The 20,481-nt window shown below is 70.3% G+C and carries 17 protein-coding genes and 1 tRNA gene; 12 read left to right on the top strand and 6 right to left on the bottom strand.

Annotation, left to right across the window (positions count from 1 at the left end):
• Positions 1 to 138: 138 nt before the first annotated feature.
• From ITJ60_RS14290 to ITJ60_RS14275, 4 genes are all read left to right on the top strand, one after another.
• The gene (locus tag ITJ60_RS14290; RefSeq protein WP_194648392.1) at positions 139 to 1,158 is read left to right on the top strand and encodes a LacI family DNA-binding transcriptional regulator; all 1,020 of its coding nucleotides are present in this window, start codon (positions 139 to 141) and stop codon (positions 1,156 to 1,158) included.
• Between the two features lie 367 nt (positions 1,159 to 1,525).
• Positions 1,526 to 3,049, top strand: coding sequence for a multiple monosaccharide ABC transporter ATP-binding protein (gene mmsA, locus ITJ60_RS14285; protein ID WP_132099750.1), 1,524 nt, complete (start codon positions 1,526 to 1,528; stop codon positions 3,047 to 3,049).
• Complete coding sequence (gene mmsB, locus ITJ60_RS14280; RefSeq protein WP_131922147.1) at positions 3,046 to 4,338, top strand: multiple monosaccharide ABC transporter permease; 1,293 nt, start codon at positions 3,046 to 3,048, stop codon at positions 4,336 to 4,338. Before mmsA ends, mmsB begins: the two co-directional genes overlap by 4 nt.
• Before the next feature lie 52 nt (positions 4,339 to 4,390).
• Positions 4,391 to 5,494, top strand: a complete 1,104-nt coding sequence (locus ITJ60_RS14275) for a substrate-binding domain-containing protein (RefSeq protein ID WP_194648391.1) — start codon at positions 4,391 to 4,393, stop codon at positions 5,492 to 5,494.
• Between the two features lie 163 nt (positions 5,495 to 5,657).
• Here ITJ60_RS14275 and ITJ60_RS14270 read toward each other — a convergent pair whose 3' ends face one another.
• The 3 genes from ITJ60_RS14270 to dcd all read right to left on the bottom strand — a co-directional run bounded on the left by ITJ60_RS14270 (position 5,658) and on the right by dcd (position 7,227).
• On the bottom strand, positions 5,658 to 5,990 hold the full coding sequence (locus ITJ60_RS14270; protein WP_194648390.1) for a DUF86 domain-containing protein: 333 nt from the start codon (positions 5,988 to 5,990) through the stop codon (positions 5,658 to 5,660).
• An 11-nt stretch (positions 5,991 to 6,001) separates the two neighbouring features.
• Positions 6,002 to 6,517 (bottom strand): helix-turn-helix domain-containing protein, encoded by a 516-nt coding sequence (locus ITJ60_RS14265; protein ID WP_159570953.1) that lies wholly within the window; start codon positions 6,515 to 6,517, stop codon positions 6,002 to 6,004.
• 122 nt (positions 6,518 to 6,639) lie between these two features.
• Positions 6,640 to 7,227, bottom strand: coding sequence for a dCTP deaminase (gene dcd, locus ITJ60_RS14260; RefSeq protein WP_194648389.1), 588 nt, complete (start codon positions 7,225 to 7,227; stop codon positions 6,640 to 6,642).
• 89 nt (positions 7,228 to 7,316) lie between these two features.
• On the opposite strand from dcd, the gene ITJ60_RS14255 reads away from it, so the two are divergent.
• The 3 genes from ITJ60_RS14255 (at position 7,317) to ITJ60_RS14245 (ending at position 11,287) form a co-directional block, all read left to right on the top strand.
• Positions 7,317 to 8,411 (top strand): GNAT family N-acetyltransferase, encoded by a 1,095-nt coding sequence (locus ITJ60_RS14255; protein WP_194648388.1) that lies wholly within the window; start codon positions 7,317 to 7,319, stop codon positions 8,409 to 8,411.
• 9 nt (positions 8,412 to 8,420) lie between these two features.
• Complete coding sequence (locus ITJ60_RS14250; protein ID WP_194648387.1) at positions 8,421 to 9,119, top strand: DUF6882 domain-containing protein; 699 nt, start codon at positions 8,421 to 8,423, stop codon at positions 9,117 to 9,119.
• A gap of 107 nt (positions 9,120 to 9,226) precedes the next feature.
• Positions 9,227 to 11,287 (top strand): cytochrome c oxidase assembly protein, encoded by a 2,061-nt coding sequence (locus ITJ60_RS14245; RefSeq protein ID WP_194648386.1) that lies wholly within the window; start codon positions 9,227 to 9,229, stop codon positions 11,285 to 11,287.
• Positions 11,288 to 11,360: 73 nt separating this feature from the next.
• Here the strand turns inward: ITJ60_RS14245 and ITJ60_RS19365 are convergent, their stop codons facing one another.
• The 3 genes from ITJ60_RS19365 to ITJ60_RS14230 form a co-directional block, all read right to left on the bottom strand.
• On the bottom strand, positions 11,361 to 14,276 hold the full coding sequence (locus ITJ60_RS19365; RefSeq protein ID WP_194648385.1) for an Ig-like domain repeat protein: 2,916 nt from the start codon (positions 14,274 to 14,276) through the stop codon (positions 11,361 to 11,363).
• 221 nt (positions 14,277 to 14,497) lie between these two features.
• On the bottom strand, positions 14,498 to 14,845 hold the full coding sequence (locus ITJ60_RS14235; protein ID WP_111085404.1) for a hypothetical protein: 348 nt from the start codon (positions 14,843 to 14,845) through the stop codon (positions 14,498 to 14,500).
• Positions 14,835 to 15,932, bottom strand: a complete 1,098-nt coding sequence (locus ITJ60_RS14230; RefSeq protein WP_194648384.1) for a DUF6177 family protein — start codon at positions 15,930 to 15,932, stop codon at positions 14,835 to 14,837. The genes ITJ60_RS14235 and ITJ60_RS14230 overlap by 11 nt, the downstream gene beginning before the upstream one ends.
• 199 nt (positions 15,933 to 16,131) lie before the next feature.
• Between ITJ60_RS14230 and ITJ60_RS14225 the strand changes: the two genes are divergently transcribed.
• The 5 genes from ITJ60_RS14225 to ITJ60_RS14205 all read left to right on the top strand — a co-directional run bounded on the left by ITJ60_RS14225 (position 16,132) and on the right by ITJ60_RS14205 (position 20,457).
• Positions 16,132 to 16,205: transfer RNA gene (locus tag ITJ60_RS14225), tRNA-Gly, on the top strand.
• Between the two features lie 14 nt (positions 16,206 to 16,219).
• The gene (locus ITJ60_RS19360) at positions 16,220 to 16,837 is read left to right on the top strand and encodes a GntR family transcriptional regulator (RefSeq protein ID WP_194648383.1); all 618 of its coding nucleotides are present in this window, start codon (positions 16,220 to 16,222) and stop codon (positions 16,835 to 16,837) included.
• Positions 16,838 to 17,018: 181 nt separating this feature from the next.
• Positions 17,019 to 18,467 carry an MFS transporter gene (locus ITJ60_RS14215; protein ID WP_228510396.1) on the top strand — a complete coding sequence of 483 codons (1,449 nt, stop codon included), beginning with the start codon at positions 17,019 to 17,021 and terminating at the stop codon, positions 18,465 to 18,467.
• An 80-nt stretch (positions 18,468 to 18,547) separates the two neighbouring features.
• Positions 18,548 to 19,450 carry an ABC transporter substrate-binding protein gene (locus ITJ60_RS14210; RefSeq protein WP_123672130.1) on the top strand — a complete coding sequence of 301 codons (903 nt, stop codon included), beginning with the start codon at positions 18,548 to 18,550 and terminating at the stop codon, positions 19,448 to 19,450.
• On the top strand, positions 19,447 to 20,457 hold the full coding sequence (locus ITJ60_RS14205) for an ornithine cyclodeaminase family protein (RefSeq protein WP_194648382.1): 1,011 nt from the start codon (positions 19,447 to 19,449) through the stop codon (positions 20,455 to 20,457). Before ITJ60_RS14210 ends, ITJ60_RS14205 begins: the two co-directional genes overlap by 4 nt.
• Positions 20,458 to 20,481: the final 24 nt, after the last annotated feature.

The following is a 20,481-nucleotide window of genomic DNA, read 5'->3' as shown; positions in this document are numbered from 1 at the left end:
CTGCGGCCCGGCACGCCGCCGGGCCGCAGCCTCGAGGACGTTCAGGTGGCGTCGATCCACCGGACGTGCATAATGATCTGGCCCGGAATGTGAACGTGCACATCGACGTGCCACGGCCCCGGGCGGAAACGAGCAGCAATGGCGTCATCGCGGGCACAGCAACCGCGTTCGCCCAGCATCCGTGACGTCGCACGGATCGCGGGCGTCTCCCACCAGACCGTGTCGCGGGTGCTGAACAACTCCGACGCCATCCGCGACGCCACGCGCGACAAGGTGCTGGCGGCGATGGAGCAGCTGCAGTACCGGCCGAACCGTGCGGCGCGCGCCCTCGTGACGAGCCGGACCCACACGATCGGCGTCCTGACCGCCCGGCGCGCCCACTACGGCCCGGCGGTCGCACTGCAGGCGATCGAGGACGCGGCGATGCTGCGTGGGTACTCGGTGACGACGGCGAACATCGCCGAGGCGACCGACACCGCCGTGCGTGAGGGGCTCGGGCACCTGCTCGACCTGGACGTCGAGGGCATCGTCGTCATCGCCCCCCAGCAGCGGGTGTTCGACCTGATCGAGGAACTCGGCATCCGCACGCCCTACGTCACGATGCGAGCCAGCGTCGGCGAGGACCCGACCGCCCTCTGGGTCGACCAGATGGAGGGCGCGCGACTCGCGACCGAGCACCTGCTCGACCTGGGCCACGAGTACATCCGGCACATCGCCGGCCCGCAGGACTGGATCGAGGCGGACGCCCGCATGCAGGGCTTCCTGCGCGCCATGTCGGACCGCGACATGTCCGTCGTCCCACCGATCCTGGGCGACTGGACGGCGGACTTCGGCTACCACGCCGGCCGAGAACTCCTGCGGTGGCGGGACTGCACGGCGGTGTTCTGCTCGAACGACCAGATGGCCCTGGGCGTCATGCACGCGGCGCGCTCCTACGGGCTCGACGTGCCGGGCGACCTGTCGGTGGTCGGCTACGACGACATCCCCGAGGCGAAGCACTACTGGCCTCCGCTCACCACGGTGCAGGTCGACTTCGCCGAGCTCGGCCGCCGCTGCGTCGACCTGCTCCTCCCCGGCGAGGACGAGCTGCTCCGCCCGATCGACATCGTCCCGCAGCTCGTCGTGCGCGCGTCCACGGGGGCCCCGCGCGGTCGTTGACGCGACCACCGTCGATCCGCAGGACGCGGGTCGGACCGGCACCGTGCCTCCCGTCCGGGCGACGTTCGTGCGGGATCACGCAGGCCGTTACGAAAACGCGACCAATCCGAATTGACAGCCGCACCGGGGCTGTGCGTAAATTACCTCCGTCCAGCCGATGTGACCGTTCACATGAGCGTCACACCAGCGGGGCACCGGACGCGACAACGAAGTCCACGCAGGCCACCTGCGCCCATTCGCTGCCGCAGCAGAACCACCCGAACAACTGCCGCATCGCAGCGGCAGAAGGAGATGCACTGTGGCGTCAACCCCGATCGACACCGGCCTCGAGACCCGGTCGATCACCGCACCCGAGACCATCCTCGAGATGCGCTCGATCACCAAGGAGTTCCCTGGTGTCAAGGCGCTCTCCGAGGTCTCCCTCAACGTCCGCGCCGGCGAGATCCACGCGATCTGCGGCGAGAACGGTGCCGGCAAGTCGACCCTGATGAAGGTCCTGTCGGGCGTCTACCCCTACGGCACCTACGACGGCGAGATCGTCTACGAGGGCGAAGAAGTCCGCTTCAAGGACATCAAGCAGTCCGAGCAGGCCGGCATCGTGATCATCCACCAGGAACTCGCGCTGATCCCAGAGCTCTCGATCACCGAGAACCTGTTCCTCGGCAACGAGCCCGGCAAGTTCGGCGTGATCGACTGGACGAGCGCCCAGCTCCGCGCACAGGACCTGCTCGCCCGCGTCGGCCTGGCCGACGACCCGGACACCCAGATCAAGAACATCGGTGTCGGCAAGCAGCAGCTGGTCGAGATCGCGAAGGCCCTGCACAAGGACGTCAAGCTCCTCATCCTCGACGAACCGACCGCGGCCCTGAACGAGAACGACTCACAGCACCTGCTCGACCTGATCGTCGGGCTGAAGGCCAAGGGCATCTCGAGCATCATCATCAGCCACAAGCTCAACGAGATCGAGCAGATCGCCGACGAGATCACGATCATCCGTGACGGCAAGACGATCGAGACGCTGAACGTCAAGGGCGACGGCGTCAACGAGGACCGCATCATCCGCGGCATGGTCGGTCGTTCCCTCGAGAGCCGGTTCCCGGACCGCACCCCGAAGATCGGTGAGACCTTCTTCGAGGTCCGCGACTGGACCGTGCAGCACCCGCTCGACGCCAGCCGCCTGGTCTGCAAGGGCTCGAACTTCCACGTCAAGCGTGGTGAGATCGTCGGCTTCGCGGGCCTGATGGGCGCCGGCCGCACCGAACTCGCGATGAGCCTGTTCGGGCGCTCGTACGGCACCTGGCTCGGCGGCGAGATCATCAAGGACGGCCACGAGATCAAGGTCACGAACGTCCAGCAGGCGATCCAGAACGGCATGGGCTACGTCTCCGAGGACCGCAAGGCCCTCGGCCTGAACCTGCTCGACACCGTGAAGCGGTCCACCGTCTCCGCCGACCTGCAGAAGATCTCGAAGGCCGGCGTCGTCGACTCCATCGAGGAGTACGACGTCGCCGAGAAGTACCGGAAGATGCTCCGCACCAAGGTGCCGAGCGTCGAGGAGAACGTCGGGAAGCTCTCCGGCGGGAACCAGCAGAAGGTCGTCCTGTCCAAGTGGATGTTCACCGACCCGGACATCCTGATCCTCGACGAACCGACCCGCGGCATCGACGTGGGCGCGAAGTTCGAGATCTACGGCATCATCCAGCAGCTCGCAGCACAGGGGAAGGGCATCATCCTGATCTCCTCCGAGCTCCCCGAACTCCTCGGCCTCTCCGATCGCATCTACACGATCTTCGAGGGCCAGATCACGGCCGACGTCCCCGCGGACCAGGCCGATCCAGAAACGCTCATGCGCAGCATGACCTCCGCGCGGAAGGGCGCTCCCGTCTCATGAACAACCTGAAACTGCTCTTCGGCAAGGGCAACTCGATCGGCCAGTACGGCATGATCATCGCCCTCGTCGCGATCGTCATCTTCTTCTGGTTCACCACGGACGGGCTCATCCTCGAGCCCACCAACGTGATCAACCTGTTCCTGCAGTACTCCTACATCCTCATCCTCGCGCTGGGGATGGTCATGGTGATCATCGCGGGCCACATCGACCTGTCCGTCGGATCGGTGGCGGCGTTCGTCGGCATCATCGTCGCCCAGTCGATGTCGGTCTGGCACTTCCCGGTCTGGCTGGCGATCGTGCTCGGCCTGGTCGTCGGCGCGCTCGTCGGTGCCTGGCAGGGCTTCTGGGTGGCGTTCGTGAAGGTCCCGGCCTTCATCGTGACCCTGGCCGGCCAGCTCATCTTCCGCGGTGCGAACCAGATCATCGGTGCGTCCACCTCGGTCCCGACGCCGGACGGCTACAACACCATCGGCTCCGGCTTCCTCGGTGACTTCGGCCCCGACTTCGGGTTCTCGAACGGCACGCTGCTGATCGGCGCCGTGACCATCGCCGTCCTGATCATCGTCGAGGTCCGCGGTCGCTCGCGTCGCCGCAAGATGCAGGCCGAGGTCCCGCCGCTGTGGGTCTCCGTCGTCCGCACCGGCATCCTGGTCGCCGTCACCCTCGTCGCCACGTACCTGTTCGGCGCCGGCCCGGTCGGCACGTCGATCCCGATCGTCGCGATCATCCTCGGTGTCCTGACCATCGTCTACGGCTTCATCACGAAGAACACGATCTTCGGTCGCCAGGTCTACGCGGTCGGTGGCAACTCCAGCGCCGCCGTCCTGTCCGGCGTCAGCGCCCGCAAGGTGAACTTCTTCGTCATGGCGAACATGTCGGTCCTCGCCGCGATCGCCGGCATGGTGTTCGTCGGCTACTCGAACGCCTCGGGCCCCGCGGACGGCACCGGCTGGGAGCTCGACGCGATCGCCGCCGTGTTCGTCGGTGGCGCAGCGGTCGCCGGTGGCATCGGCACCATCTCCGGCTCCATCATCGGTGGCCTCGTGATGGCGCTGCTGTCGAACGGTCTGCAGCTGATGGGCATCGAGTCCAACAAGGTCCAGATCATCCGTGGTCTCGTGCTCCTCATCGCCGTCGCCTTCGACGTCTACTCGAAGTCGCAGGGCCGCCCGTCGCTCATCGGCGGCATGATGCGGCAGTTCCAGCGCAAGGACGCAGCCGAGGTCCCCGCGGCCCAGCAGCAGCCGCGCTCGATCGAGGACCAGCCCGACAAGATCACCCTCCCCTAGTCCAACCCTTCCCCTCACAGCACCACCACCTCAACGAAGAGAAAGCACTCTCATGCGCAAGAAGCTCATCGCCGGCATCGGTCTGGCACTCGTCGCGGGCCTGGCCCTCAGCGGCTGCTCGGCTCGTGGCACCTCCGACTCGGGCGACTCCTCGGGCTCGTCCATCAAGAAGGGCGACCTCATCGGCGTCGCGCTCCCCGCGAAGACCTCGCAGAACTGGGTGCTCGCGGGCGCCGCGTTCAAGAAGTCCATCGAGGACGCCGGCTTCAAGGCCGACATCCAGTACGCGAACGCCGGCAACCCGGTCCCCGACCAGCAGTCGCAGATCTCGGGCATGGTCACCAAGGGCGCGAAGGCGATCATCATCGGTGCCGCCGACGGTTCGCAGCTCGGCTCGCAGGTCAAGGCCGCCAAGGCCCAGGGCACGACCGTCATCGCCTGGGACCGCAACATCCTGAACACGAAGAACGTCGACTACTACGTCGCGTTCAACAACTTCAAGGTCGGCCAGCTGCAGGCCCAGGCACTGCTCAAGGGCCTCGAGGAGAAGAAGGGCGACGGACCGTACAACGTCGAGCTCTTCGCCGGTTCGCCGGACGACGCCAACGCCACCGTGTTCTTCAACGGTGCGATGGACGTCCTCCAGCCGAAGATCGACGACGGCACGCTCAAGGTCGTCTCGGGTCAGACCACGTTCGCCAAGGTGAACACGCAGGGCTGGCTCGCGCAGAAGGCCCAGTCGCGCATGACCGACCTGCTGGCCCAGTACTACACGGGTGACACCAAGCTCGACGGCGTCCTGTCGCCGAACGACACCCTCGCCCGTGCGATCCTCACCGCGACCAAGGCCGCCGGCAAGGACAACCCCGTCGTGACCGGGCAGGACTCGGAGACCGCTTCGATCCCGCTCATCATGAAGGGCACGCAGTACTCGACGATCTACAAGAACACCACAGAAGAGGCCCAGGCGGCCATCGACCTGGTGTCCGACCTCGCCGACGGCAAGACCCCGAAGACGACCAAGGACAAGAACAACGACAACGGTTCGAAGGTCGTCCCGGCCGTCGAGCTGACGCCGATCCTGGTCACGAAGGACAACGCGGTCGAGGCCTACAAGGGCAACGACACCCTCGAGGAGCTCGCCAAGAAGGGCTGATCTCCCCCGCTCACACGGACGGCCCCGTCTCGCTTCGGCGAGACGGGGCCGTCCTGCGTCGTCGTGGGGCCGGCCACGGTCGGACGGGAGGCCCGGGGCAGGTCGTGATCCGTGCCTCCCGTCCGCCGTGCACGCACGTCCGGTGCCCGCGCGACCCGCCGGGTCAGGGCCGGGTCGCGCGCAACCGCCGCGCCGCGTCGGCCAGGTGCGGTACGTCGGTGCGGGCCGTGCCGAACACCACCGCGCGGGTGGTGTCGAAGTAGCGCCGGGTCAGCCGGTCGCCGAGGTCGGACACCCGCGACCACGGGATGTCCGGTTCGCTCGCGGTGACGGTGCTCGGCAGGACACGGACCGCCTCGCCGATCTCGACCAGCCGCATCCGGACGGCGTCGTGCACCAGGTCCTCGGGCAGCCGCTCGTCGCCGACGTACCGGCCGATGGCCTCGCACGCGCCGATGACGTCGTCGAGTCGATCGCCGACCAGCCGGGGGGTCACCGGTTGCGGGCTCACAGCGGCACCGCGCGTCGGACGACCTCGGGACTCATGCCGGCCGCGTCCACGACGTCCACGCGCACGCCGAGCAGGCGCTCGGCGCCGTCCTGGATGCGCATGAGCGCGAAGATGCCGAGCCCGGCGTCGACGTCGATCATCAGGTCGACGTCGCTGCCCGGGCCGTCCTCCCCGCGGGCGACGCTGCCGAACAACCGTGGGTTGCGGCCGCCGAACCGCTCCACGACGGCGACGAGGTCGTGCCGTGCTGCGGCGACGCGTTCGCGCAGGGGCGGTGGGTCCTCGACCGGGAGCAGGTCGATCGACGTGGTGAAGCCCGCGGCCCGGAGCATGCGCTGGAGTGCGGCGAGCGAGGGTTCGCGGCGACCGTTCTCGTACGTGCTGATGACGCTCTGCGTGACACCGGCCCGCCGTGCGAGCTGCACCTGCGTCAGTTCGGCGCGGTCACGGGCGTCACGGATGAGCGCGGCCGCCGACACCGTCGGCATCGGACGTGGAGGGACTGCGGACATGCTGCAACGATACACAGAATGCGACATTTCGTCCGCCGGATGACATGGCGGTGTCGACTCGGAACGACGTCGTCGATGTCGCACGACGTCGATGACGTCGTTCCGGGTCGGATGGACCGCGGTCAGGGGCGCGCCGACACGTCCGCGCGGTGGAAGTTCTGCGCCGAGCGGGACGGGGTCGGGCCGCGCTGGCCCTGGTACCGCGACTGGTACTCGGCCGACCCGTAGGGCCTGTCGGCGGGACTGGACAGCTGGAAGAAGCACAGCTGCCCGATCTTCATGCCCGGCCAGAGCTTGATCGGCAGCGTCGCGACGTTCGACAGCTCGAGCGTCACGTGGCCGGAGAACCCGGGGTCGATGAACCCCGCGGTCGAGTGGGTCAGCAGGCCGAGGCGTCCGAGCGAGCTCTTGCCCTCCAGCCGCGCGGCGATGTCGTCGGGCAACGTGACGACCTCGTACGTCGAGCCGAGCACGAACTCGCCGGGGTGCAGCACGAACGCCTCGTCCGGGTCGGTCTCGACCAGCCGGGTCAGGTCGGGCTGGTCGACCGCCGGGTCGATGTGCGGGTACTTGTGGTTGTCGAACAGCCGGAAGAACTTGTCGAGCCGGACGTCGATGCTCGACGGCTGGACGAGCGAGGCGTCGTGGGGGTCGAGACCGATCCGGCCCTCGGCGAGCTGGGCGGTGATGTCGCGATCGGAGAGCAGCACGCCGTGCAGCCTAGCGGCAGCGGACCCCCGCCGATATGCTGCGAGGCTGTCCGGGGCCGGGCGGCGTCGCACCGCCGGGAGGAACCGACATGACCGCGTACACCGTCCACGAACTCGTGGTCCCCGCCACGATGGACGACGACCCGGGGACCGTGCAGGCGTTCCGCGAGTGGCTCGCCGTGTCCGACGCCGCCGAGGTCGCGGTGCACGGGCTCCGTGAACTCGTGTGGGTACCGGACGAGTACCTGCCGATGTGCCACGAGCCAGGAGCTCCGAGCCGCCTGTTCGCGGTGCGCGACGAGACCGGCGCGACGGTCGCGGCCGGGTCGTACGACACCAAGCAGGAACCGGGCACGAGCAACTGCTGGCTGGCCGTCGGTGTCGCGCCCGAGCACGTGCGTCGCGGGGTCGGGACACTGCTCGCGGACCACCTCGAGGGCATCGCCCGAGCCGAGGGACGCACGCAGTGCAAGACGTACGCCGTGTCCCGCCAGGTGGGTTCGGCGTCCGGACCCGGGTACGTGCAGGCGCCGACGGGATTCGGTGCCGTGCCCGAGGACGAAGCGGGGGTCCGGTTCCTGACCGGCCGCGGCTGGCGGTTCGGGCAGGTGAACCGGATCAGCCGGCTGCCACTGCCCGCCGACCACTCCGTCGTGCGCGAGCTGCACGACCGGGCGTCGGCCGCTGCCGGACCGGACTACGCGGTGCACGCCTGGACGGGCCGGACCCCCGACGAGTGGCTCGAGGGCATCGCGCTGCTCGAGACCCGGATGAGCACCGATGCGCCGTCCGGCGACATGGACGAACCCGAGGACGTCTGGACCCCCGAACGACTGCGCGCCCACGAGGACGAGCTCGCCCGGGCACCGCGCACCATGCTGACCGTCGCGGTCGAGCACGTCCCGAGCGGGATCCTGGCCGGCTTCACGCAGGTGGCGGTGCCGGACGACTCCGCGCGCGCCGCGATGCAGTGGGACACCCTGGTGCTGCGGGAGCACCGCGGCCACCGGCTCGGGTGGCTGCTCAAGGTGGTCGGGATCGAGGAGCTGGAGCAGCGCTTCCCGGGCCGACCGTCGATCATCACCTTCAACGCCGAGGAGAACCGCCCGATGCTCGACGTGAACGAGGCCGTCGGGTTCGTGGGCGTCGGCAGCGAGGGGATCTGGGAACACCGCCCGGCGTAGGGTTCCCCCATGGCGCGCTCACGGGGGATGGACGATCTGGTCAGCGACGGGGTCTTCCTGGCCTGGGAGGCGCAGCTGCAGCTCGCCGACCGGTACGACGACCACGAGCGCTGGAACGTCGACCTCGCCGCCGGCACCCTGCAGTTCGTCGGGCCGCACCCGGGCGAGTTCCGGATCCAGCTGCTGGGATCGGCCGCACCGGGGCCGCGCAGCTGGCTCTGGGGCTGGGCGAACCCGTCGCAGTACCCCGCGTCGGTGCTCGCGGCCGCGAACGCCACCCGCGCGCTGGGCGAACGGCTCGGCATCCCGGAACTCGTGCAGGGCGAGGTCCCGTTCGGCGAGCACCGGCAGGCCGACGCCGCAGACGCCGGGTACGAGTTCGCGTGGGACATGTCGATCGCGGCACGGCTGGCGACCGGTTCGTGGTTCGGCTTCGGCGGGCACGTCGGCGGAGGCTCTCGCCTCTGGGTGCTGTTCGAGGGCCTGCTCTTCGCGCCGCCGACGGTCCCCCGGATGGTCCGGGTGTTCGGTGAGGGCCTGCAGACGACCGAGGTGCACGACCACCGCCGCGCTGTGGGGAGCTGGGCGTCGCTCCGCGGTGTCCCCTGGGACGGGCGCACGCTGACGTTGGCGGACGGGACCATCACGGTCGACTTCGACGAACTGGGCCGGATCCGCGACCTGCAGGGGTCGTCGGCGCGACCCTGAGGCGGGCCGCAGCGCGCGCTGCGGACTGACACCGCTCCTCCAGACCGACCCGCCTACCATGGAGGGTCCGCGGTCTCGCGGACGCACGCGTCCCTGGAACAAGGTTGATGACCGTCACGTCCCCCGCAACCCAGCCTGGAGGCCCGGCGCCGGAATCCGCGCCCGTCACCGCGCGCACGTCCACCGTCGCGACCGTGCTGGTCGTCGCCATCCCGCTCGCGGTCGCGTGCTCGCTCCTCGGCCTGACGATCACCGGGGCGTTCACCGCGAACCAGCAGCTGGTGTCCGCCGGCGACGTGGTCGAGTACGGCCTGCCGATCGCCCGCGTGGTGCACGACACCATGGCGGCGCTGACCGTCGGCCTGCTCATCGTCGCCGCGTTCGCGCTGCCGGCACAGAAGAAGGACCACCGGGCACTGTCGAGCGTGCAGCACCGTGCCACACGCTGGGCGGCGGCGACCGGATCGATCTGGTTCCTCGCCGCGGCCGTCACCGTCGTGCTGACCGGCGCCAACACCCTCGGCGTCCCGATCACCAGTCCGGTGTTCGCCCGGAACTTCATGCTGTTCGCGTTCCAGGTCGAGATCGGGCAGGCGCTCGTGGTCTCCGCGGCGGCCATCCTCATCGCGACCGTGGTCGCCGCGTTCGCCACCCGGGTCACGACGCTCGCCGTCGCCACCGTGTTCGGCCTCTTCGCGCTGCTCCCCCTGGCACTGTCCGGTCACGCCGCCGGCTCGCTCGAGCACGCAAACGCCGTGAACTCCCTCGCGATCCACCTGATCGGGGTGTGCGTCTGGGCCGGCGGGCTCGTCGCCGTCGTGCTGCTGCGCACCCGCACGAAGGGCGCGACCGGTCGGGTGGTCTCCCGGTACTCCACGCTGGCCGGGTGGTCGTTCGGCGCCGTCGCGTTCTCCGGCATCGTCAACGCCTCGCTGCGACTGACCGGTCCGCTCGACCTCGTCACGACCCCGTACGGCGCACTCATCACCGTCAAGGCCGTCATCCTGGTGCTGCTCGGCGTCGCCGGTGTCGTGCAGCGCCGCAAGCTGGTGCCCGGGCTGCTCCGCGCGCCGCTCGACCGCCGTCGGTTCACCCGGTTCGCGCTCGCCGAGATCGTGTTCATGGCCGTGGCGATCGGCGTCTCGGTGGCCGTGTCCCGCTCGCAGCCGCCGATCCCGCAGACGCCCGAGACCGGTGAGGACACCCGCTCCGGCCTGATCGGGTTCCCGTTCCCGCCGGCCCAGACGATGCACACGTACCTGACGCAGTGGCACATCGACTGGGTGTGGCTCGGGCTCGCCGTCGTCGGTGCCGTCTGGTACCTGCTCGCCGTGCGGAAGCTCCGGAAGCGCGGCGACAAGTGGCCCGTCGGGCGCACCATCGCCTGGGTCATCGGCTGCGCCCTGTTCGTCTGGACCACGTCGGCCGGACCGGCCGTGTACGGCATGATCCACTTCTCGTCGCACATGGTCCAGCACATGCTGCTCATGATGTTCGTGCCGCTGCCGCTCGTGCTCGGCGGCCCGGTGCTGCTCGCCATGCGCACCCTGCCGGTCCGCAACGACGGTTCCCGCGGGGCCCGCGAGTGGCTCATGCTCTTCGTGCACTCGCGGTACATGCAGTTCATGGGGAAGCCCGCCGTCGCCGGTGTGATCTTCGCCGGGTCGCTCGTGGTGTTCTACTTCACGCCGGCGTACCAGGCGGCGATGCAGTCGCACGAGTGGCACGTCGCGATGGTCGTCCACTTCGTACTGAGCGGCTACCTGTTCTTCTGGGTGTTCGTCGGCGTCGACCCGGGGCCGAAGCGGCCGCCGTACCCGATCCTGATCATCGCGCTGCTCGCGACGCTGGCCTTCCACGCGTTCTTCGGCGTCGCCGTGATGACCTCGCAGTCGGTGTTCGCGATCGACTGGTTCCACGCACTCGGCCAGACGAACGACGCCGCGCTGCTCGACGACCAGCACACCGGCGGCGGCATCGCCTGGGGTGCCTCCGAGCTGCCGATGGTCTTCGTCGCACTGCTCGTGGTGCGGAACTGGATCCGCACGGACAAGCGTGACGCGAAGCGGCTCGACCGCAAGGCCGAACGCGACGGCGACGCCGACCTGAAGGCGTACAACGAACGTCTGGCGGCGATCAACGCGTCCGACACCGCGCGCCGCGACTGACGGACACCAGGCGCACGAACAGGACGGCGCCCCGGGCAACTGCCCGGGGCGCCGTCCTCGTCCGTGCGGTCGGTTACTCCGCGGTGGTGTCGGCGACCGTGCCGCGAGCGGCCCGGGTGCGACGGACCATCAGGAGCACCAGGCCCGCGATGAGCAGCGCTGCGGCGAGTGCCGTGGCGGTGCCCACGGCCACGGGCGAACCCGTGAACGCGAGCGCACCGGTGGTGGTCGGCGCCGGCGTGGCGGACGCGGTTGCCGACGGTGCCGATGCGGGCGCCGAGGTCTCCGGCGTGGTCGGCTCGTCGGTCGGCCCCGGCGTCGGCTCGACGGCGGGGAGTGCCGCGACGACGATCTCGAGCGCGCTGCTCGACGCGGCGAACGACGCGTCACCGCTGTAGGCAGCCGTGACCGTGTTCGTGCCGACCGGCAGGGCGTCGGTCTCGCAGGTCGTCTCGGGCAGCGTGACGATGCACAGGACGGAGCCGTCCGCGGCCGTGAAGGTCACGGTGCCGGTCGCGCCGGCGGGCAGGCCGGATGCAGTCAGGCGGACCTTCGAGCCGACGACCGGAGCCGTCGCGTCGGTGCTCGCCACGAGCGCCGTCGACTGCGCGGTCACGACCAGCTCGAACGGCGCACCATCGGCGGCCTCGTAGTTGTCGTCGCCGCTGTAGTGGGCGTGCACGGTGTACTTGCCACCCGGCAGGTCGGACGGGATCGCGCACGTGGTGTCGGGCAGCGTCGCGGTGCACAGGACGGTGCCGTCGTCGGTGACGTACTCGATGGTGCCGGTGGCGTCCTCCGGCACGTTCGGGGTGTCGAGCGTGGTGGTGTCGCCGTGCGTGACCGTCACCGTGGTGTCGGGTACGGTCGGCTCGCCGCCGTCGCTCGGGTCGCCGCCACCGGTGCCGGGCTGGGTGCCGATGGTCGCCGAGGCCTTGCGGACGGTCAGGTCCACTGCGACCGAGGTCGAGCCGGCGTGCAGCGCGTCGCCGGAGTAGACAGCGGTCACCGTGTGCGTGCCGGCGCCGAGGCCCTCGGCCACGCAGCTGGTGTCGGGGAGCGTCGCGGTGCACAGGACGGTGGTGCCCTCGCGGTACTCGATCGTGCCGGTCGGCGCGGCGACCGTCTCCGAGCCGGAGCCCAGGCCGGTGACGTCGAGCGTGATCTGCTCGCCGTACGCAGCGGACGTCGGGCTCGACTCGACCACGACGGCCGTCGGCACCTTGGTCGCGGTGAGCGTGCCCGTGCCGGTCGCAGCGGTGTGGTCCGCGTCACCCTCGTAGGTCGCGGTGACCCCGCGGGAGCCGACCGTCGACGTCGTCGTGTCGCACGAGGCCGCACCGTCGACGATCGTCGCCGTGCAGAGCTCCGCGCCGGTCTCGGTGTCGGTGAACGTGACGGTGCCGGTCGGCGCGGTGGCGCCGGTCTTCGCGGACGACGCGACCTGGGCGGTCAGCGTGACCGTGTCGCCCACGGTCGCGGTGGCGTCGTCGACCGTGACCGTCGTGCCCTGCGGCTCGACGGTCAGGCCACGGGTGACGGTGACCGCCTCGGCGTCCGTGGACGCCAGGACGGTGGAGATCGTCGCGGAACGGGTTGCGCCGGTCACCGTGTACGGGATGGAGAGCGTCGGCAGGACCGTGCCGGGTGCGACGGGCGATCCGGCGTCGACGGCCTGGTCGCACGTGACGACCTGCCCGACGGGCGGCTGGCAGGTCCAGCCCGCGCCGGTCACGCCGGAGACGTCGGGCGTGACGCCCGTCGGGAACGTGGTGGTCGTGCGCACGAGCTGCGACTCGGAGCCACCGTCGGCGGACACGGTGGGGGTGACCGTGTACGCGCCGGAACCGGCGTGCGCGACGGTGGCCGTGCCTCCCGTGCTGGCGGTCAGCACCGGCACCGGACCGGCGGCCGTCGTGGTGCGGAGGTAGTTGACCTCGTGGATGTCGTTCTGTCCGCCGGTGCCCGCGACCCACCCGTAGGTGAGCTTGTAGGGGTAGCCGGTGGCGGGGTCGACCCACGACGGGTCGACGTTCGCGGCGTTGCCGGTGGTGAGCTTCGGCAGGGCGCCACGGACGACCTGCTGCGTGCCGCCGATGGAGGTGAAGACGACCGCGTACTGGCCGGCGGGAACGGACACCGCGGTGTTCTCCTGCGCGGCGAGCGCCGACGACGTCGGGTTGATCACGATCTCGACGGGGACCTTGGCCTGCGCACGGTCCGTCACGCCGGTCTTGTTGAGCGACCCGTTGACCACGGTGCGGGACTGCACGCAGTAGCCGGTGCCGCCGTCGCCGGGGCCTCGGACGGTCACGGCGTTCGCCGTGAGGGTCCGGTTCGTCCCCTGGTCGGTCGTGCAGCCGGTGCCGCCGAACTCGCGGTTGCCGAAGTTGCCGAAGCGGTCGAGGCCGATGCCGAGGTACGCGTGGGAGAGGCCCTGCGCGTTGTTCGCGGTGCTCGCGCTGTAGCCGAGCGAACCGCCCAGGTAGCCGATCTTCGCCGGCACGGTCGGGTTGTACGGGTCGGTCGCGGCGAGGTAGAAGACGATGCCGTCGGCCGAGGTGCCGTTGTACTGGTAGCTGTCGAAGACCGCGTCGACGCCCTTGGTGATCGGGACGGACTGCTTCGCACCGAGGCCACCGGCCTGGTTGTTCTCCGCACCGGTCAGGCGGAGCGCGCCGCTGCCGTCCACGTCCGTGGCACCGGCACACGTCGGGACCGAGCCGGTGTTCGACGAGCCGGCTGCCGGCTTCGCCGTGAGGCACGCGACGTTCGCGGCACCGGACTGCGTCGACGGCAGGATGTAGGCGGTGCCGGCGCTCGCGCCGGTGAACCCCTCGTTCACGAAGGTGGTCTGCGCGGGTGCCGCGGCGGACGCGGTGGTCGTGCCGAGCCCGACGAGCGCGACGCCCGCGAGTCCGGCGACGACCACGCCGGTGAGGATCTTGCGAGCGCGCGCGACGGCGCGCCCCTGGTGGTGTGTACGCACTGGAGCCCTGTTCAGTGAGAAGGGTGCCGACGAGGAGCGTGCTCGCCCGGCTCGTCGGCTCGGGTCCTCACACCGTAGAGCGGTGCTGGGTACTCACGGGTCTCGAAACCCGCGATCGCACCACAACTGGGGGCACCGCGTGGCCGATCCGCGCGACGAGTCGCTCCGGCAGTCGTCGCGTCGGGCCGCATCGGTTCCGTCAGTCGGCGCGCCCGGCTCCGTCAGTCGCCGTGGACGATGCAGACCGCGTCGAGGTCGAGCGCGGCCTCGAGCGCCGCCGAGATCCCGGACTCGCCGTCGGACCCCGCAGGGGTGACGGTGTCGACCCACCACAGCGGCGTCGCGATCGTGGGAGCGTCCGGCAGGATCCGTTCGACCTCGTCGAACGAGTCCACCCGCCGCACCCCGAGCACGGTGATCACCGGGTGCGTGGCGTCGCGGCAGACCTGCAGCATCGGGCCGTCGTCGAGGGCGCGGACACCCCAGGACTCGTCGTGCAGGAGCAGCGCCTCGGCGACCTCCCGCGGCTCGACCGGCTGGCGGCAGAGGATGGTGACGTCACGCGGCACCCTGACCGCCTGCCACGCGGGTGTCCCGCACGTGCCCGTCGAGCGCGCCCTCGTCGTGGGCCGGGTCGAGGGGCGCTCCGCCGACGAGCTGCAGGAAGCGGTCCTCGTCGATGCGGTCGAGGAAGGACTCGAGGGCTTCCCAGCCGTCCTCGAAGCGGACGATCATGCCGCCGTCGGCGACGTGCGGGTCGCCTGCCCCGGATCGGGTTCCGAACGTCGCCGTCGTGGTGCGCGGTGGCGGCCAGACCCCGTCGCGGTCCAGGAACTCGGAGGCCTCCGGTCCGACGACGACGGCGAGCGGCGACGGCTCGCCGTGTGACACCGCGCGGATCAGGTGGTCGGCGTCGCCCCGACGTTGCATCACCACACCGAAGACGGGCACGACCTGGTCCGCGACCTGCTGCACGGCGTCGAACAGGCGGTTCGCGAGCTCTGGGTCGGTGTTCTCCTCGGGCACGGTCAGGACGGCGGACATCGTCTCGACGACGACGCCACCGACCAGGTGGGCGGTCATGGTGGCGGAGAAGCCCTCGCCGACGGCGTACGAGGTCGACACCCCGGGCGCCTCGTGCTTGGCGTACTGCGTGACGACCCAGCGGTCCCACGGCACGGTGAGCGGCTCGGCGGTGCCCCAGCGGGTGGGGCAGGTGCCGACGGTGTGGCACAGGGCCTCGATCGCGGACCCCATGTCCACGGCACGCTCGGCGTGGTGGCGGAGCGTCAGGTCGATGCTGATCTGGCGGACGGAGTCGGCTGCGACCGGGTGCTCGGGCGACGGTGTGCCGACGAGTTCGGGGCCGCGGTGCACGAAGTCCTCGATGCCCGAGGCTGCTGCACCCGTCCGGCCGTCGCGCAGCGTCCCGTCGAAGTCGGCGACGGCCCACGCGGCACCGTAGGCACCGAGCGCGTGCCGCAGGGCGGGGGTGATCGCGGATTCGCGTCCGGTCCGCAGCACGACCATGCGGCCGGCGTCCGCCGAACGGCGGAGCAGTGAGGCGAGCGCGTCCGTCAGCCACACGACCGGCGAGGCGGACTCGACCACGATGGCGGGACCGACCACGTCGTCGATGAGGGGATGCCTGACCATCCGGGTCCTCCTCGGGTTCGTCGGCGCTGGAACTCCCTGGACGGTACACACGACGACGACACCTGTCCGTCAGGCTGGCGTGCTCACAGCGGAGACTCGGGAGGCACGACACACGCCCGACAGGAGGCGTACGGTGCGCGGTCGGCTGGCTTCCAGGCGAGAATCCGCTAGGCTTGCCGAGTCCCGTCCTGCGGGGCGCGCGAGTGTAGTTCAATGGTAGAACTCCAGCTTCCCAAGCTGGTAGCGCGGGTTCGATTCCCGTCACTCGCTCCAACTAGCATCGTGCTGTGGAGTCCAAGCCGGCATCTGTCCTCAAGGCGATCAGGGCCGAGATCATCGCCGGCACGCTCGCCCGTGGCTCCCGGCTGAAGGAAGACGCCCTCGCTGAACGCTTCGGCGTCTCGCGGGTCCCCGTGCGCGAAGCACTCCGGCAGCTCGAGACCGAGGGGTTCGTCGAGTCCGAGAAGTTCAAGGGCGTCCGGGTCGCCGACTCCTCGACCGAGGTGGTCATCGAGCTCATGCAGATCCGCCGGGGGCTCGAGGTACTCGCCGCCGAGCTCGCCGCGCGTCGCCAGGGTGGCGAGTGCGCCGACCTGCTCCGCGCCGTCGGTCGTGAACACCGGTCCGACCAAGAGGTCGAGGCTGCGCACTCACCGCGGTTCGCGTTCCACGGGCTGGTGGCACGCGCCTCGGGGAACAGCCGGCTCGAGACGATGATCGACCACCTGATCCACCAGACGGCGTGGGCGTTCGAGCGGGTCACGCAGGACGAGGTGGCGTCGAGCAGCGACGACCACACGGCCGTTGCCGGCGCGATCCTGCGCGGTGCCTCGGTGCAGGCGGGGCTGCTGATGGACGAGCACCTGCGCCGCGACGAAGCGATCTACCGGGCCCTGAACCCGTAAGAACGTATACAAAACGCCCCGCGAGCTTGGCGGGAGTGCGTCTGGATGCTTGAATATCCAGGTGATTCAGGCAGCCGTAACGAACCGTCTCGTGTTCGAAACCAGCCCGAAACAGCTTTTCGTATACAAAAGAGTGACCGCACGGTGCACCCACCTCACTCTTCCCCCGCTGGAGTTACGAATGACTGCTGTAACCCGCTCCACCGCACCAACCCGAACCGCTTCCGCTGCCCGAACCGAAGGCGGCATCGGATCCGCCCTCGACTCGATCGGCTTCACCCGGGCTCAGTTCTGGGTCCTCATGCTCATCCTCGCCGGGGAGTTCTTCGACACGCTCGAGCAGAACTCCGTCGGCGCGATGGCCACCAACATCAAGGCCTCGCTCGCCATCGGCGACGTGCAGCTCTCCACGATCAACACCGCCACCGTCCTGGGTGGGCTGGTCGGCCGGTTCCTGGCAGGCTGGCTCGCCGACAAGTACGGTCGGCGGTTCTCACTCGGGCTCAACCTGCTCGTCTACACGCTCGGCGGCCTGCTCAGCGCCGTCTCCTTCAACTTCGACATGCTGCTCGTCAGCCGGTTCATCGTCGGGATCGGCGTCGGCGGCGAGTTCATGATCGGCATCGCGATGCTGTCCGAGATGGTGGCCACCAAGTACCGCGGCGGCCTCATCGCGACCATCAACGTCGGTGCCGGCGGCATCGGCAACTTCATCTCCTACGGACTCTTCCTGTTGCTGCTCGGCCCGCTGGCCGTCCCGCTCGGTGGCGACGACCAGGTCTGGCGGTGGACGTTCGTGATCCTCGCGATCCCGGCGCTGTTCGTCGTCCTGTACCGCCGCAAGCTGCCCGAGACGCCTCGCTGGCTGCTGTCGAAGGGACGGGTCGACGAGGCGAACCGCTCGCTCGCGGTCCTCGCCTCGAACACGCTCACCCCGCCCGCCGACGCTGCTCCGCCGGTGCGCCTGACGCCGGCCGACCTGCCCCCGGTCGCCCTGCACTCGTCGCCCGCAGCGGTGTTCCACAAGCTGGTGCTCCGTCGGACGATCGCCATCGGCGTCGCCTCGTGGATGGCCTTCGGCGTGCAGGTCACGCTGAACTTCCTGATGCCGACCCTGCTCGTCGAGCGCGGGTACACCGTGTCGCAGAGCCTGCTCTACACGATGATCATGAACATCGGATCGCTCCTCGGGTGCACGGCAGCGGCGCTCCTGGCGAACCGCGTCGGACGTCGGCCCCTCATCGCCGTCGCGGGCATCCTCGGCTGCCTCACCGCCCTGGCGTTCGCGGCCTTCGGCAACGACACCGCCGCGATCCTGGTGCTCGGTGCCCTGTTCCAGTTCTTCACGATGCTGACGAACACGACCCTCGCGGCGTGGACCGCCGAGGTCTACCCGACCGCGATCCGTGCCTCCGGCGCCTCGATCGTCAACGGCATCGGCAACATCGCCGGAGCGGTCATGCCGTTCGCCGCGATCGCGCTGTACGGCTCCTGGGCCTTCGCCGGCGTCTTCGGACTCGCCGCCGTCATGTACGCGGTCCTCGTGGTCGCGTCGCGCTTCGCCCCGGAGACCCGCGGCCGGTCGCTCGAGGACGTCAACGAGAACGCCCTCTCGACCACCACCGCCTGACCCACCTGACCACCCGCACGAACCGCACCACCCCGGTGGGCCGGACACCCCGGCCCACCACCCCACGATCGGAGAACACCATGGACACCCTCAAGATCTCGGCGACCGCGAACGGCCTCAACTACCTGCCCGAGTACGTCGCCGACGTGGGCGGACTGTTCGCCGAGCGCGGCCTGTCCGTCACCGCGAAGGCCTGCGACCCGTGGACCGGCGTCCTCGACGACATCGACTCGCACGAGGCCGACCTCGCCCTCGGCGGTCTCTGGGTCCCCGCGATGTACGCCGGGACCCCGCGCAAGCTGTCGGTCGTGGGCCAGCTCAACCACGGGTTCCCGATGACCATCGTCGCCCGCGACGAGACGACCCCGATCACCCTGGACTGGCTCGCCGGCAAGGTCGTCCTGGCGCCCGGCGCCGGCGGCAGCGCCCCGTACGAGTTCACGGCCGGACTCGTCCGCGAGGCCGGGTTCGACGTCGCGGCGACCCGCTTCGTCCGCGACCTGTCGACCGCGATGCTCATCGAGCTGTACCAGGGCGGGCTCGGTGACGCGATCATCCTCGACCTCGTCTCCGCCCAGGAACTCGTCGCCGCCGGCGGGGGCACGATCGTCTTCCGGCACCTCGACGCCGGTGGGGTGATGCCGAACAGCGTCTACTACACGCGCACGGACCGCATCGACGAGCTCGGCGACCGGGTCGACCGGTTCATGGACGGCATCGCCGCCGCGATGGCCAAGATCACCGCGGGCGACGCCGACGCCGAGATCGCGGCCGTGCTCGCCGCCCGGTGGCCGGAGAAGGACGCCGCCCTGCTGCGACGTGCCGCCGACGAGATGGCTGCGGGGGGCGTCTGGGACTCCGCGGTCGTCGACCGCGAGGCCTCGGACCGCTGGATGCGCATCCTGTTCGACGGTGGCCTCACGACCCACACCCCGTCGCTCGAGGAGCTGCTCGGCGCCTCGACCGCCGTCACCGCGTCGTGACCGTCGTCCTCGGCGCCGCCGACGTCGCCGGTCTCATCGACGCCGTCGACGTCGTCGGGGCCGTGGAGGCCGTCCACGCCGACCTCGGGACCGGCGCGATGCAGCAGCCGGCTCCGGTCGCCCTGACCGGCGCCGACGACGCGCTCTTCCTGCCGATGGCCGTGCGCTCCGACCGACTCGGGCTCGTCGCCGTCAAGCTGATGGCCGACATCCCCGACAACGGTGCGCGAGGGCTGCCGTCGCAGCGGTCCACGATCCTGGTGTCGTCGTCGGTCACCGGCGAGTGCGTCGCCGTGCTCGACGGCATGACGATCACCCGGGCGCGGACCGCGGCGGCGACCGTCGTCGCGACGAAGCACCTCGCCCGATCGGCCAGCCGGACCCTCGGGATCCTCGGCGCGGGCAACCTCGCCGTCGAGCACGTCCGCGCCTTCGAGGCGACGCGACCGTTCGAGCGGATCGTCCTGTGGTCACGGTCGTCCGGAACGGTCACCCGGTTCCTCGAGGCCGTCGGACCGGACGTGGCCCGACGGTGCGTGGTCGTGCCGGAGGTCCGGCGCGTGGTCGAGGAAGCCGACGTGCTCTGCACCCTGACGCCCTCGGTCGACCCGATCGTCCGCGGCGACTGGTTGCACGCCGGCCAGCACGTGAACGCGGTCGGGGCACGTCCCCGCCCGACGCACCGGGAGCTCGACGGCGCGGCGATGGCACGTGGCACGCTCTTCGTCGACAGCCGGGCCACCGCCTGGACGAAGTCGGGCGACCTGCTCGAGGCCGTGGTCGAGGGGGCGGTCCCGCAGGACCTCCACCCGGCGGAACTCGGCGAGGTCGTCGCCGGACGCGCACCCGGCCGGACCGGAGACGACGAGATCACCGTGTTCGACTCGGTCGGGCTCGGCGCGCAGGACCTCGCCGTCGCGGCCCGGCTGATCGACCTCGCACGCGAACGGGGTGTCGGGACGCAGGTCTCCGTCGCCCGGGTCGGGGTGCCGGTTCCCGGCGTGTGACCAGGGTCGAGCGGCAGGGTGCTC

Source organism: Curtobacterium sp. VKM Ac-2884 (assembly GCF_015350945.1).
In the GTDB taxonomy this organism is placed as follows: Bacteria; Actinomycetota; Actinomycetes; order Actinomycetales; family Microbacteriaceae; genus Curtobacterium.
This window is presented reverse-complemented; position numbering and strand designations above follow the sequence as displayed.